Genomic DNA, 14,207 nt, shown 5'->3' with positions numbered 1-14,207 from the left:
AAAAAATACAGGATTATTTCACTGCATAAAAAATAGGCAAAATGCAGTGAATTGAGGTGAAATACAGATGGGGCAAGACCATATCGAACAGCATCGCCGCTATATAGTAATTTCTTATGCGTTCATGTTTCTTGCATTGTTTACGGTTATTTTTGCGGCCTTTGCTTATTTGGTCGCTCGTAAAGTGGCAGTTGTAGATAATGCAGAAGTTTGGATTCATGCGCATGCGCTATGGATTATGCGCAATGCGATTCTATTTCTATTTATGGCAATTTTTGCTGTTGTCTGGTTTATTCCGCTCTTCTTCTTTGCATGGGACAGCAATCTTTGGGTCACAGCCTCTACAGTTGCTGGTGTAGTTTTTAGCGCTATTGCGTGGTTATTTCTATTAAATGCATGGTTAAAAGGCTTGTCTAAATATTTAAAAAATAAGGCAGTTTTTTAATATATCTATTTTTTGAACATTTCCCCCTTGTAAATTCGGCTAAAGTCCCCCATTTAGTCGGCAATAGAGTATTGATAAAATTCCGTGAGGAGCACCGCCAAAAATGGCTAAACGTGATTATTATGAGGTTTTAGGCGTTTCAAAAACCGCAAGTGATGATGAGATCAAAAAAGCCTACCGTAAATTGGCGATGAAATATCATCCTGATAGAAACCCTGACAATGCCGAAGCTGAAGAGAAATTTAAAGAAGCTGCTGAAGCTTATGAAGTTTTATCGGATAGCGAAAAGCGTAGCATGTACGATCGCATGGGACATAATGCGTTCGAAGGTGGCTTTGGCGGAGGCGGTGGTGGCTTCGGCGGATTTAGTGCAGAAGATATTTTTAGCCAGTTCGGTGATATCTTCGGTGGCGCATTCGGTGGTGGTGGACGTCAACAGCGTCAACGTCGCGGATCAGATTTACGCTATGTAATGGAACTTACCCTTGAAGAAGCTGTAAAAGGGGTGAAAAAAACCATTACCTTTACTGCTCCAGCACCATGTGATGTGTGTGATGGTAAAGGTTCTAAAAATCCAAAAGATGTTGAAACCTGTAAAACTTGTCATGGTTCAGGACAAGTTCGTATGCAGCAAGGTTTCTTCTCTGTACAACAAACATGTGGTACGTGTCGTGGTCAAGGTAAAATTATTAAAAACCCTTGTCAGGCATGTCATGGTTCAGGTGTTGCCGATCGCCAGCAAACGTTGGAAGTTACAATTCCAGCGGGTGTAGATAATGGTGACCGTGTTCGTTTGAGTGGTAAAGGCGAAGCAATTCGTGATGGCCAATCAGGTGACTTATACGTTGAAGTCGTTGTTCGTGAACACGAAATTTTCCAACGTGATGGTGCCGATCTTTATATGGACGTACCAGTAAGCATTGCTGATGCTGCACTTGGTAAAGAAATTGAAATTCCAACTTTGGAAGGTCGCGTTAGCCTGAAAATTCCTGAGGGAACTCAAACAGGTAAATTATTCCGTTTACGTGGCAAAGGCGTTCGTCCAGTACGTAGCAGCATGGTGGGTGATTTACTCTGCCGTATTGTGGTAGAAACACCAGTCAACTTAAATTCTCGCCAACGTGAATTACTTAAAGAGTTGCAAGCTTCTTTTGATGGCGAAGACAGTGCTTCCTCACCAAAGAAAAAATCATTCTTTGATCGTTTGTTCGATTAATGCTTGATTAGACAAGAAATTAAAAAGAAGGCGGATATTTATAAAATATCCGCCTTTTTATTGCGCTGATGTATCTTATTATTTTTATTCTGCTTAAAAGAAAATTACGTCTGCTTACTTTGTAGGGAGAGCAACATCAATATCATTAACACTTACAGTCGGTTCGCTAGAAGCAAGAGTAGGAGCATTTTCGATCACTGGTGCGGCTACTGCTTCTGCCTGTACAGCTACTTTTGGTGCCTCTGCTGCTGTTTCGCCAATAATTGGGTCAATATCTTCAACTTTAACCTCAGCATTGGCATCGCTTGTTTGAGCTGTAGGCGTTGCTGTTTGAGTATTTACGTTTGTTGTAATACGCGCTTTAGATAAGCTTTCTAATGTGTCTCCTGGCTGGATTGCAGGCTCTGCAAATGCCACTGAACTCATAATCCCCATCATTACTGTAAAGCCAATAATTCTCGAATGCATGCTGAACTCCTTATAGTCATCTTTTTCTCATTCGTGGCTCCGTAGTCTGCCGATCAATTCTTTAACTTTTGTGAAAACAGATTAAATTTCGTCCCAACTCAAAAAATAATTTTTACTTTTTAAGATGAGCAAAGAGTTTTGATATAGTAGGTAAATTACGTAAAACCGAAGATTGGGAAGATTATGTCAGCAGCTCCACGCATTGGTATTTTAGGTGCAGGCGGTCGTATGGGCCGTACGCTTATTCAAGCAGTTCAACAGGCAGGCTATCAATTAGCTGCTGCGGTAGAGCGTCCGGAAAGTAGTTTGGTAGGCACTGATGCAGGTGAGCTTGCTGGTATTGGTTCAGTGGGTGTGAAGGTTTCAGGAAACTTGGCAGAAGTTCTTAAAGACTGCGATGTAATCATTGATTTTACTGCACCAGTTGCAACTGCTCAGCATTTAAAGCTTTGCCGTGACGCTGGGGTTGCTATGGTTATTGGTACAACAGGTATGTCAGATGAGCAAAAAGCTGAGTTAGATGAAGTTGCTACGCATACACCTGTGGTTTACGCTGCGAACTATTCAGTGGGCGTAAATGTATCAATCAAGTTACTTGAGCTTGCAGCAAAAGTATTTGGCGATACAGTAGATATTGAAGTGATTGAAGCGCATCACCGTCATAAAGTAGATGCGCCGTCAGGTACAGCATTAATGATGGGCGAAGCAATTGCAGATACTTTAGGCCGTAACTTAAAAGAAGTTGCTGTGTATGGCCGTGAAGGGCATACAGGCCCACGTGACCGTCAAACGATTGGTTTTGAAACTATTCGCGGTGGTGACATCGTTGGCGAACACACAGTCATGTTTATTGGTGAAGGTGAGCGCGTTGAAGTGACTCATAAAGCGACTAACCGTATGAACTTTGCTGCTGGTGCAGTACGAGCTGCTGCATGGGTTGTGGGCCGTGAAGCGCGTAAATATGACATGAAAGATGTTTTAGGATTGAACGACGTACAGGTTTAAAACCCTGTCCGTATTCCATGTGTAGCGAGAAAAACAAGATAGAGCAGAACATGAATAAAAAACAAATTGCCTTGACCACTCTTCTTTGCTTAAGCAGCCTCTGGACAGGGGCTGCTTCTACAGAAAAAGCTAAACTCAGCTTAGACCGTAATAATATTAAAGTCTGGACCTATCAAAAAACTGATAATCCAGTCTTTCAATATAAAGCAGAAACCACATTTGATGTACCACTTGAACGCGCTGTTGCTGTGATTTTAGATGTAAATCGAGCTGACCAGTGGGTGCCTTATATGGGCAAAGTTGAAATGTTGTCTCAAGATGAGAAAAAAGGTGAGTTCACACTGTATATGGTGTTGGATTTTCCGTTTCCTTTGAAAGATCGCGATGTGGTTGTAAAAGGAAAAATGAGCAAGGCTGCAAATGGCGTTGTGACAATTAAAAATACTGCAATTAGTGGAAATTATCCGATACAACCTGATGTAGTGCGCTTAACACGCTATGAAGGGGATTGGACATTCCAGAAAGTTGCAAATAATAAGGTGAAAGTAACCACCAGTGGTTATGCTGATCCTGCTGGTGCAATTCCGTTGAGCTTTGTAAATATGTTTGTTCAACAGCAACCTTACCAGATGCTGCTTAAAATGAAGCGGGAAGTGACCAGTCCAATTTATGAACACCCTAAATTACCAGATATTTTAAAATAAATACCTTAAAAAAAGCGCCTGAGATCAGGCGCTTTTTTTATTAATCTGAACACTGCTGTAAAGCTTGTGCAGGGCTACTTTCGCGTTTGATTTGAAATAAAACCAATAACAAACCTAAGCCAGCTAGTAATGCTCCAGCAAATGATACTGCGCTATAACCCCAACCTAAATCGAGTACTAACGCGCCTGCTGCTGCTCCTACTGCGTTACCTAAGTTAAACGCACCGATATTCACTGAAGAGGCAAGTCCCGGTGCTTCATGAGCGACTGACATTACACGCATTTGCAAAGGTGGTACTAAAGCAAAGGTTGCTGCACCCCAGATCACTAATGCAATGGCTGCTCCAATCTGGCTTTGTGCAAGAATTGGGAAAGTCACCATCATCACAATTAACAGAACCAAGAAACCAATCAAAGTTTTATTAATCGACAAATCTGCAAAACGTCCGCCTAAATGGTTACCAATTGAGAAACCGACACCAATCAATACCAACATAAACGTAATGAACGTCGGTGAAGCATGGGTAAACTCAGTCAAACTTGGCGCAATATAGGTATAGAGCGTAAACATTGCACCTGCACCGAGTACGGTAGTGAGCAGCGCAAGAACCACAGGAGTACGCGTTAATACCTTCAACTCAGCTTTCACATTTGGTTTTTGGGCAACCATACCTTGTGGGAGTGCTTTCCATAAAGCAAGCATGGTAATCACACCAAGCAAGGAAATTGCAAGGAAAGACATACGCCAGCCAATGTTTTGCCCAACCCAAGTTGCCAACGGTACACCACCAATATTGGCAATAGTTAAGCCCATAAACATGGTGGCTACAGCACTGGCCTGTTTATGTGCGGGAACAATGCTTGCCGCTACAACAGAGCCAATCCCAAAGAAGGCACCGTGGTTTAAGCTTGTGATGAGACGTGCACCTAATAAGCTCATATAACTTGGTGAAAAGGCTGCGATTAGGTTACCTACCGTAAAGATCGCCATCAGTAAAATAAGCGCATTACGTCGTGCAAAACCACCGAACCACAGGGTCATGAATGGGGCACCTAGCATGACACCAAGTGCATAACCTGTAATTAACATTCCGGCTGTTGGAATTGAAATACCTAAATCGTTAGCGATGTTCGGAAGTAACCCCATTGGAGAAAATTCCGTGGTGCCAATGGCAAAGGCACCTATTGCCAATGCCAATAACGAGAACGCCGTATTTGATTGAGTGTTCATGAGTTTAGTCCCAAACTGGTGCCCATGGCTCTGGGCTAACTTCACGACTGTTACGGTCGAGTTCAGCAATCATTTGCATTTCAGCTGAAGTTAACTCGATATCCTGTGCTTTTAAGTTGCTAATCAGGTTTTCACGTTTAGTCGAAGATGGAATGACTGCAAAACCACGTTGCAATGCCCACGCTAGTGCAATTTGTGCTGTTGTTGCTTTATGCGCTGCTGCAATTTCAGCGAGAACTGGGTCTTGAAGCACTTTACCGTACGCAAGAGTCATGTATGAAGTGACATCAATATTCTTCTCTTGTAAGAAATTCACAAGCTTATGGTTTTGAAGATAAGGGCTTAACTCAATCTGGTTGGTTGCAATATGCTCTACACCAATTGTGTCAATTGCTTGTTGAGTAAGCTCAATATTGAAGTTTGAAATACCAATTTGTTTAGTTAAGCCCTGTTGTTTTGCTTCAAGTAAAAGCTTTATAACTTCAGGAATCGAAACGCCTAAATCTGGTGCTGGCCAATGGATCAAAGTGAGGTCAACATGGTCAGTACGAAGCTTTTGTAGGCTCTCTTTTAAGCTTGGAATAAACTTATCTTGAGCAAAATTATCTACCCAGATTTTTGTGGTTAAAAATAAGTCCTGACGTGATACACCGCTTTCGGCAATCGCTTGACCAATTGCTGCTTCATTGTCATAAATTTGAGCAGTATCAATGACACGGTAACCTACGTCTAAAGCAGTTTTAACAGAATCAATAACTGCTTGTTCTTTAAGACGGAAAGTTCCTAGACCAAAACGTGGGATATTCATGTGTTTACCTAAATTTGAATAATCATTTAACTTGATGTGCATTTTGCTTTTTTTATTGTTGCGAAAAAATAGATGAATAAGCAAAATATCTTTGATCATTAGTCAATAATGGAATAAGACATGAAATCAACAATTGAAGAGCTGGTCGCGTTTATCGCAATCGTTGATACGGGCTCTTTTGTTGCGGCGGCAGAACATTTAAAACAAACGCCTTCAGGAGTCAGTCGATCTTTAACGCGCCTAGAAGCGAAGTTAGATGTGACCTTATTAGAACGAACGACACGTAAATTGAAACTCACTCAAGAAGGACAACAGTTTCTGGTAAAGGCCCGTAAAATCTTAAATGAGCTAAATGCGGCTGAAGAAGAACTACAAAAATCTGATCAGGGTACTGCGGGACTTATTCGCATTGATTCAGCAACGCCGTTTGTCTTACACGTTATTGCGCCATTAATGCATAAGTTTCGTGAGTGCTATCCAAATATTGAAATTGAGTTAAATAGTAATGATCAGGTGATTGACCTGCTACAACATAAAACCGATGTGGCATTTCGATTCGGAGAACTTAATGATTCAAGTCTTCATGCCAAATTAGTATGTAAAAGTCGCTTATTTATCGTTGCAAGCCCTGAGTATTTAGCAATTAAGGGTACACCGACACAACCTGAACAGCTTGAACAGCATGATCTGATTGGTTTTACCAGACCTGCTTATATTAACAGCTGGCCGATTAAAGTCGGCGATGAATATTTTTTTGCACAAGCAAATATTAAAGCTTCTAGTGGTGAGACGGTACGCCAACTCACGATTAGAGGACATGGTATTGCACGACTATCTGAATTTGAAATTTGGAAAGATATTCAAGAAGGACGTTTGATTGCATTATTCGAAGACCAAATTGAACATCAATATCAAAGCATCCATGCTGTGTATTATCAACAAGAGCATCTACCAAAACGAATTCGTTTATTTATTGAGTTTTTGGCAGAACAGTTAAAAGACGGTTTTAAAAACGCTCTCTAAAAGTAGTGTAACTGTCAGTTGGAAAATGAACTTCTAAAAGTGGGGTCGTTTGTCCTTGTGATGAATGTTGAGACAGAAAATAGCTTTTTTGATGTTCTCGGCAGCTAAAATATAATTTGGAATAAACCGAGTTCACCATTACAACTTCATTTGAGCTATTCCGTTTATATTGATAATGAGAAATCGTACTGGTCTTGTCATCAGTGCGTTGTTCCATTTTATAGTCTTGTTGATTTGTCATTTTTAAATAACCTTCTATGAGGCTTTGGCAAACAGTATGTCTGTACTGCTCATCTTTTGGTTGTTGTTGGCAACCAGCTAAAACAATAGTAAATAACAATATAGCTTTTAATTTCATGACTTTGCTACTTTCTGAGTTGATTTCTATAGCCTAAAGGTGTTCTATAAACCAGTACAGATACAGAAATTTTTAAAAAAGCAGTACAGAATGACTTTCCAATATCAGGTTCTTGCCAATCAATTAGCACATCGTATTTATCAAGATGAGCTTAAACCTCACCAGAAACTTATTTCTTTACGAGATTTTGCTCGTCAACACAGCATTAGTTTAAGTACAGCAAAAAGTTGTTATGAGTTACTTGAGGCGAGGGGGCTTATTTATGTAAAGCCGAAGTCAGGTTATTTTGTGGTTGCTCGTGCACAATCGGGTCCCATTCCTGAAAGTCCAGATTTCTTGTCTTTACCTCGACAAGTTTCAAATCTGGAATTGCATAATCAAATTCAGGAAGCTGCCTTACAAAGCCATCTTGTACCATTAGGCTCTATTCAGTTAACGCCTCATTTTATTCCTGTGGAAGGTTTACGTCGTTCTATTCAACGGGCTTTAAAAAATTGTCAGCCTCAAGACTTTCTCTATTGTAATAAACAAGGGCATGAGCAATTAAGAAAAGCGCTATCTGATCATTGGCGTGAAGATGGGATTTTTATCGCAGCAGAAGATATTTTTATTACCAATGGCTGCATGCCTGCTTTGTCTTTGGTGATTCAACATCTAACAGAAGTAGGTGATACTATTTTAATTCCGACGCCTACTTTTAATGGACAATTACAGCTTATAGCAAGTTTAAAACGACAGATTATTGAAATTCCAGCGCATCATCGTGGTATTGATCTTGAGCGCTTAGAATCATTTATGAAGCAGGGTTTAGCCAAGGTTTGCTTAATGACAGCCAACTATCAGAACCCATTGGGATATTGTTTAAGTAATGCAGAAAAACAAAAGATTGCCGAATTAGCAGCAAAGTATCAGTGCTTTATTATCGAAGATGATATTTATGGAGAGTGTGGTTACAGCGGTGAGCGACCATTACCTATACGCTATTGGGACCGTGAAGGCTATGTCATTTGGTGTGGATCGGTTTCTAAGTCGTTATCGAGTGCGTATCGCGTAGGATGGTTCTGTTTAACAACAAAGTTAGAACATTTAAGGCTTGAGCTGTTAGCCAGTAATATTGGGGTCAATACACCGCTACAATTAGGTCTAGCTGATTTTATTTATAGTCGTGGTTATAGGGAGCATTTAGAGCAGTTAAGACCGAATTTGATGCGGCAAGTCGAGGAGTATCGTAGTTGTATTTTAAATGCATTTGAAGGTATTCCAATTGCACTGAGTCAACCAGAAGGTGGTTATGCTTTATGGATGCAGTTACCTAAAACTGTAGATAGCTTGGCGCTCTATTACACTGCAAAATCTCACGGAATTACTGTAGTTCCCGGTCATGTTTTTGGTGAGGATGAACGCTATCGGCATTTTATTCGTTTAAATGCAGGTCATGAGCTAACAGCAGATGTCCGCCAAGCAATTAAAGACTTAGCGGACTGGGCACGGCAACAGATTAAAACAGCGAGTTAGTCTTATTCTGCAAAGTCTGCTTTAAGCACAATGCGGTAGCGTGCCTGCCCTGAGTGTAGACGCTCAATTGCTTCATTGAGCTGTGACATCGGAAATAGCTCAATTTGAGGCGCAATTTTTTTACGTGCAGCAAACTTTAAAAGCTGACGTAGTGCAGCAGGTGAGCCCGTAGGTGAACCAGTCACTGACTTAGCACCACCAATAAGAGAGCCAACTGAAACAGGAACAGGCTCAAGTGTAAGGCCTAAGAAATGTAAGGTTCCGTTTGGTGCCAGTGTTGCAATAAAAGCAGACCAATTTAGAGTCACATTCACGGTACTTAGCAATAAATCGAATTTACCTTTTTGAGCTTTTACTGCCTCTGTATCGCGGCTATTTACCACATGGTCGGCTCCCATTGCTTTGAGTTCTTCCGTTTTATCTGGGTTAGAACTAAAAGCAGTGATTTCACAGCCCCATGCTTTAAGTAGCTTAATGGCTATATGGCCTAAACCACCAATGCCAATTACACCGACATGATGCGTTGCCTGAATTTTGTGTTTGAGTAGCGGATCAAAAACGGTAATTCCGCCGCAAAGTAAAGGGCCTGCACTTTCAGCGTCTAAATCGTCAGGGAGGGGAATAGCCCACTGCCAACCTGCGCGAACCTTATCGGCAAAGCCACCCGCATGTCCTACGATTGTTGCAACATTTCCACCTGTACACAGTACTTGCTGACCACCAATACATTCATCACAGGCTTGGCAACTTTCAGCTGTCCAACCAATACCGACACGCTGTCCAATTTGTAGACCTTTGGCTTCTGAGCCCAAAGCAACAATTCGTCCAATAATTTCATGACCTGCAACCACAGGATACACGGTTGAACGCCATTCATTGTTTAAAACAGAAATATCAGAATGACATAAACCACAATATTCAACTTTTACCTCAACCTGATGCGGTTGTAATTCACCTGCGTCAAATTGATAGGGAACTAGTTTTTCACCTGCCTGCATTGCAGCATAAGCTTGAATCGTATTATTGCTCATCGGAAACTCCTTAAGCGGCTTTGAACCGTTCTGGTGGGTTATGAAGCTTTAAATTGACAATCGTTTTCATGATCATCGACCATGCCTACTGCCTGCATAAAAGCATAGCAGGTGGTTGGGCCAACAAATTTGAAACCATTCTTTTTAAGAGTTTTGGAAAGTTTTACGCTCAGTTCGGTTTGAGCAGGGGCCTTACGATAATCTACAACATCATTGTTTTGTGGCGCTGCATCTACAAACTGCCAAAGCCATGTAGGAACATCACCGACTTGTGCTTTGAGCGCTTGCCAAGCAATTGCATTATCGCGAATAGCTTTGAGTTTCCCCAAATGACGAATTAAGCCTGCATCAGATAATTTTAGTTCTAGAAAATCATCTGTAAATGAAGCAATGTCTGCAATCGGATGATTAAAAAAGTGTTGACGGTAGCTTTCTCTTTTTTTTAGTACGGTAATCCATGAGAGGCCAGCTTGCTGACCTTCGAGACAAAGCATTTCAAATAATCGTGCCTCGTTGTGTTCGGGTTTACCCCATTCCTCATCATGGTAGGCAATATAGAGTGGATCGTCGGAACACCATCCGCAACGTTGAGTTTTCATGATAATGCTCCTTATATTTATCTTAGAATTTTAAAGTTTAAATAAGACCCATTCATTTGGGCGAGTATCCCAATAATACAGTTCTGCTTGTGTTAAGTCTTCAAACTTTAGCCAAAAGTCTTTGCCGACTTTGTCTGAAAAACCAGTACTGATTAGTAGGGCATCATCGCTGATTTCCATGATCCAGCCTTGATAGCTATTGCCATTTAAAATGATCTTTTGCTGGTTACCAGACTCGGCAAACTCTACTAAGCGATTGATCAGCGCTTCCGACATAAAATGTTCCTAGCGTAAATATGAATAAGGATTAACAGCACCACGACCTTTACCATCTAGATAAAGACCATAATGAAGATGAGGTGAAGTATAACGTGCATTGCCCGTATTGCCGACATAACCAATGAGGTCGCCCTTTTTGACATAGTCGCCTACATTTAAGCCACGTTTGTGACCATCAAGATGGGCATAATAATGCCATGTTCCTGCTGGACCTAAAATCCAGATCACTTTGCCACCTAGATTATTATTACGAAGATCTGCAACGAGTCCTTCGGTTGCACTGTACACTTTGGTTCCACGTGGAGCCAAAATATCAATTCCTTCGTGACTACGGCCCTGACTCCGAGCAGCTCCCCAAGTGTCTTTTAATTCATCGCGGTCAATACCTTTTACAGGCACAGGCAGTCGATTTGGAAGCTGCATACTTTTGAGTTTGATGACTTGAGCGGGTGGAAGTGGGGCAGGTTTTTTAGGTGCACTGGTACAGGCAGCCAAAAGAATAATCAGAAAACCAAGTGAGAAATGAGAAACAAAACGTCGCACAAAATACTCCCTGTCACAGCCATATCAAAATTATTTTACTCACTATGTCATGAACGGCTTGCCGAGATCAATTTTTTCATCGCGGTTGGAACACCTTTGGCAATGGCTTGTTCCGGACTCAACCATTGACCTTCAAGTTCAATAGCCAGATGTTCTTTTTGATCAGGTTCCACGTGGAACACATGAGCATTAAGTAACCATGTGAAATGAGTGAAGCTATGGCTGATCTGAAAAGTTTGTGCTTGAGGCTGTAGTTTAAATTGTTGGCTTAAGCTCAGTCGTTCATGTTCATTTTCTAAAATAGGTAAACAGAATAAACCGCCCCATAGACCATAAGCTTGACGTTGTTGCCAGAACCATTCACCTTCGCACTGAATAATAAGAACATCTGCTGTTTTAACAGGCGGTGTTTTTTTCGGTTTTTTAAAAGGTAATTCTTGTTCTAATCCTTGCTGATAAGCCTGACAATGAGCTTGCATTGGACAATATAAACAAAGCGGTTTTTTAGGCGTACAAATGGTTGCGCCGAGATCCATAATCGCTTGAGTGTAGTCATGATTACGATGTGTCGGGCAAAGCTCTTCAGCCAGTTTCCACATTTCACGTTCGTGCTGTGGTTTGCTTAAATCATCTTCAATGGCAAAGAAACGAGCTAAGACGCGTTTCACGTTGCCATCCATGATGACGCCGTACTGACGTAAACCTAAAGACATGAGCGCGCCTGCGGTAGAGCGACCAATGCCAGGTAACGCAATCCATTCTTCTAACGTTTCAGGAAATTTACCTTGCTGCGTGACAAGACCAGCCGCTTTATGCAAATTGCGGGCACGAGCGTAATAGCCAAGACCTGCCCAATAAGGTGCGACTTCATCCCAAGTTGCATGACCTAAAGCTTCTACCGTCGGGAAGCGCTCCATAAAGCGATCAAAATATTGCAAGACCGTTTTCACCTGAGTTTGCTGTAGCATAATTTCAGAAACCCAAACTTTGTACGGATCATCGGCAACTTGCCAAGGCAAATCGTGACGACCATGTTGGTCGAACCAATTTAAGAGGGCATCAGAAAAAGAAAATTCAGGCATGAACAGCTATAGAAGAAAAGTAAGGGGTAAATTATAGCTGAAATTTAGCTGAAATTTTGTTTAAAGCAGGCAAACAAAAAGAGTGTATTAAAACAGAGACTACTTCAAAGCGCGTAATCTCTGTTTCAATCAGATAAAAGGATTAATCCTTTTGTACACCCCAACGTTGATCAAGTTTCAATGGCTGATTTTTGTAGTAAGGGATGACATGAATGTGGAAATGATCTGAGGTTTGTCCAAACACTTCACCATCATTAAAGCCAATATGAAAGCCGTCTGGTTGATGACGAAGCTGTGTCTCATGACGGGCAATTTCAAGAAGTGTCAGTAAGCCTTGATGTTCTTTAGACGTAATATCAAAAAAAGAACTAACATGGCGTAGTGGTGTTACTACACAGTGGCCTTTAGATAACGGATTAGAATCAGGCAAAATTACGGCAAATTCATTCTTATCAATGATGTCATATTCATCAAATTCGCAATACGGACATTTCTTGTCAGTCATTGTTGTATCCTCTCATGTTATTCCATTAAACCCCGAGTGCGGGAAATAAGACTAGGCTTTGCTCTAGCTCAACGGGAGTATAGTTATTGAAGTATGGTTTAAAAAATACAGTAAAAATATTGCAAAGTCATAAACATTTAAGGGAGCAAATGCAAAAAAAACCATTTGCTCCAAATTTGCTTCTTTTATTTTAGAGTACGATCTAATAAAGCGTACATTTTAGCAAGGCCTTGTTTTTCCGCTTTGCTATTGTAGCCAAGGTCCACACCGTTCGCTTTAGCTCTTTCATCGGCAAGCGGGTTACTAAAGCCATGTTTAGCACCTTCTAAAACCACTACCTCGTGTTTAACCTCAGCAGCTTGCATCTCTTTTTCAAAATTAGCAACATCTTCTAAGGTGACCATACTGTCTAGTTCACCATGTAGAACTAAAATTTCACCCTGAATGTTGCCTTTTTGAGCAGGAGCCTTCGGTGCTAATGTGGCATGGAACGTTACAATTGCTTTAAGTGGAGCACCTGAGCGAGCAAGATCCAACACGACTTTACCACCATAGCAAAAACCAATCGCAGCCAATTTCTCGTTATTTACTTCTGGTTGGGCAGCAAGGGTTTGCAGTGCTGCATTAGCACGATCAGTCACCGTGTCTAAATCTTCAAATGTCTGCATCATCCATTCATAGGCTTGAGCTGCTGTTGTCGTGACTTTTTTATCGCCATACATGTCAATAGCAAGAGCTGCATACCCGTGTTCAGCAAGCTCACGTGCGCGTTGCTCAGTATATTCATTACGACCCCACCACTCAGGACCAATAATGATACCTGGTACCGGTTCTTCACTCTCTGGAGCCGCAAAGTAACCAATTAAATGGCTGCCATCTGGTGCAGTATATTGAATTTCACGGGTTTTAATTGCTGTACTCATGACATTAATCCTGAAATTAAACTTGGTTTAAACACGCTTGATTAAAACATAAAAAATAAGAAGTAAAATAAAGAACTGTGTAAAAAACTACATCAAAATAAAAAGATAGATATTTCTACGCAATAAAAAAGAAGGAAACCAGTTCCTTCTTTTTATATGGTGATGATTAAATTTAAGTCCGGCCTCGGGAAATGAACCCAATTACAGCTAGAATTACAGCCACAACTAATAAAATCACGGCAAAGTCTTTAGATAGTCCTGCAACACCACCAAACCCTAATAGACTGGCAATGAGTGCAATCACTGCAAAAATTATCGCCCAACGGAACATAATGCTGTCCTCCTTATTTTTCATTGTCATTTAACTATATAGTGTGTTTTTTAGCCCGAATGTGTCGTTTATGTGGTTGAAATGTATATTAAACAATCATTTTGTGATGTCAGAAATACAGCTTCTTTTTTAGTACAGGCC

The 14,207-nt window shown here is 41.0% G+C and carries 18 protein-coding genes; 6 read left to right on the top strand and 12 right to left on the bottom strand.

The features are described from left to right. Positions 1 to 67 precede the first annotated feature (67 nt). Positions 68 to 445 (top strand): membrane protein, encoded by a 378-nt coding sequence (locus J536_RS17785; RefSeq protein WP_002119294.1) that lies wholly within the window; start codon positions 68 to 70, stop codon positions 443 to 445. A 103-nt stretch (positions 446 to 548) separates the two neighbouring features. Beyond that, positions 549 to 1,661 carry a molecular chaperone DnaJ gene (gene dnaJ / locus J536_RS17780; protein WP_002119101.1) on the top strand — a complete coding sequence of 371 codons (1,113 nt, stop codon included), beginning with the start codon at positions 549 to 551 and terminating at the stop codon, positions 1,659 to 1,661. 114 nt (positions 1,662 to 1,775) lie between these two features. On the opposite strand, the gene J536_RS17775 is transcribed toward dnaJ, so the two are convergent. After that, positions 1,776 to 2,129, bottom strand: a complete 354-nt coding sequence (locus J536_RS17775) for a hypothetical protein (protein ID WP_002119225.1) — start codon at positions 2,127 to 2,129, stop codon at positions 1,776 to 1,778. A 183-nt stretch (positions 2,130 to 2,312) separates the two neighbouring features. Here J536_RS17775 and dapB point away from each other — a divergent pair, with 183 nt between their 5' ends. Then, the gene (gene dapB, locus J536_RS17770) at positions 2,313 to 3,134 is read left to right on the top strand and encodes a 4-hydroxy-tetrahydrodipicolinate reductase (protein WP_032007450.1); all 822 of its coding nucleotides are present in this window, start codon (positions 2,313 to 2,315) and stop codon (positions 3,132 to 3,134) included. 50 nt (positions 3,135 to 3,184) lie between these two features. Beyond that, positions 3,185 to 3,838, top strand: a complete 654-nt coding sequence (locus tag J536_RS17765; protein WP_005066572.1) for an START domain-containing protein — start codon at positions 3,185 to 3,187, stop codon at positions 3,836 to 3,838. Between the two features lie 40 nt (positions 3,839 to 3,878). Here J536_RS17765 and J536_RS17760 read toward each other — a convergent pair whose 3' ends face one another. Both J536_RS17760 and dkgB read right to left on the bottom strand, forming a co-directional pair. Then, positions 3,879 to 5,069, bottom strand: coding sequence for an MFS transporter (locus J536_RS17760; RefSeq protein WP_005066574.1), 1,191 nt, complete (start codon positions 5,067 to 5,069; stop codon positions 3,879 to 3,881). A 4-nt stretch (positions 5,070 to 5,073) separates the two neighbouring features. Then, on the bottom strand, positions 5,074 to 5,877 hold the full coding sequence (dkgB, locus tag J536_RS17755; protein WP_032063525.1) for a 2,5-didehydrogluconate reductase DkgB: 804 nt from the start codon (positions 5,875 to 5,877) through the stop codon (positions 5,074 to 5,076). Positions 5,878 to 5,997: 120 nt separating this feature from the next. On the opposite strand from dkgB, the gene J536_RS17750 reads away from it, so the two are divergent. Beyond that, complete coding sequence (locus tag J536_RS17750; protein ID WP_005804330.1) at positions 5,998 to 6,900, top strand: LysR family transcriptional regulator; 903 nt, start codon at positions 5,998 to 6,000, stop codon at positions 6,898 to 6,900. Here the strand turns inward: J536_RS17750 and J536_RS17745 are convergent. Continuing rightward, positions 6,884 to 7,258, bottom strand: a complete 375-nt coding sequence (locus tag J536_RS17745) for a hypothetical protein (RefSeq protein WP_032063524.1) — start codon at positions 7,256 to 7,258, stop codon at positions 6,884 to 6,886. The two genes, J536_RS17750 and J536_RS17745, sit on opposite strands and share 17 nt — an antisense overlap. A gap of 90 nt (positions 7,259 to 7,348) precedes the next feature. On the opposite strand from J536_RS17745, the gene J536_RS17740 reads away from it, so the two are divergent. Beyond that, positions 7,349 to 8,773, top strand: coding sequence for a PLP-dependent aminotransferase family protein (locus tag J536_RS17740; protein ID WP_032063523.1), 1,425 nt, complete (start codon positions 7,349 to 7,351; stop codon positions 8,771 to 8,773). Between the two features lie 2 nt (positions 8,774 to 8,775). On the opposite strand, the gene ahr is transcribed toward J536_RS17740, so the two are convergent. From ahr to J536_RS17700, 8 genes are all read right to left on the bottom strand, one after another. Further along, positions 8,776 to 9,804: an NADPH-dependent aldehyde reductase Ahr gene (gene ahr / locus J536_RS17735; protein WP_032063522.1), complete on the bottom strand. Its 1,029-nt coding sequence runs from the start codon at positions 9,802 to 9,804 to the stop codon at positions 8,776 to 8,778. A gap of 38 nt (positions 9,805 to 9,842) precedes the next feature. Next, complete coding sequence (locus tag J536_RS17730; protein ID WP_032063521.1) at positions 9,843 to 10,403, bottom strand: DNA-3-methyladenine glycosylase I; 561 nt, start codon at positions 10,401 to 10,403, stop codon at positions 9,843 to 9,845. 30 nt (positions 10,404 to 10,433) lie between these two features. Next, positions 10,434 to 10,679, bottom strand: a complete 246-nt coding sequence (locus tag J536_RS17725) for a hypothetical protein (protein WP_001287364.1) — start codon at positions 10,677 to 10,679, stop codon at positions 10,434 to 10,436. Positions 10,680 to 10,688: 9 nt separating this feature from the next. After that, on the bottom strand, positions 10,689 to 11,225 hold the full coding sequence (locus J536_RS17720; RefSeq protein ID WP_032063520.1) for a M23 family metallopeptidase: 537 nt from the start codon (positions 11,223 to 11,225) through the stop codon (positions 10,689 to 10,691). Positions 11,226 to 11,272: 47 nt separating this feature from the next. Next, positions 11,273 to 12,307, bottom strand: a complete 1,035-nt coding sequence (gene mutY / locus J536_RS17715; protein WP_032063519.1) for an A/G-specific adenine glycosylase — start codon at positions 12,305 to 12,307, stop codon at positions 11,273 to 11,275. A 142-nt stretch (positions 12,308 to 12,449) separates the two neighbouring features. Then, complete coding sequence (locus J536_RS17710) at positions 12,450 to 12,812, bottom strand: HIT family protein (protein ID WP_005066600.1); 363 nt, start codon at positions 12,810 to 12,812, stop codon at positions 12,450 to 12,452. Between the two features lie 185 nt (positions 12,813 to 12,997). Next, positions 12,998 to 13,735, bottom strand: a complete 738-nt coding sequence (locus tag J536_RS17705; RefSeq protein ID WP_032063517.1) for a dienelactone hydrolase family protein — start codon at positions 13,733 to 13,735, stop codon at positions 12,998 to 13,000. A 172-nt stretch (positions 13,736 to 13,907) separates the two neighbouring features. Continuing rightward, the gene (locus J536_RS17700; protein ID WP_002053759.1) at positions 13,908 to 14,066 is read right to left on the bottom strand and encodes a DUF1328 domain-containing protein; all 159 of its coding nucleotides are present in this window, start codon (positions 14,064 to 14,066) and stop codon (positions 13,908 to 13,910) included. Positions 14,067 to 14,207: the final 141 nt, after the last annotated feature.

This window comes from Acinetobacter sp. 809848, from assembly GCF_000581275.1.
Classification (GTDB): domain Bacteria; phylum Pseudomonadota; class Gammaproteobacteria; order Pseudomonadales; family Moraxellaceae; genus Acinetobacter; species Acinetobacter pittii.
Note: the sequence above shows the minus strand (reverse complement) of the source record. Positions and strands in the feature narration are given on the sequence as shown.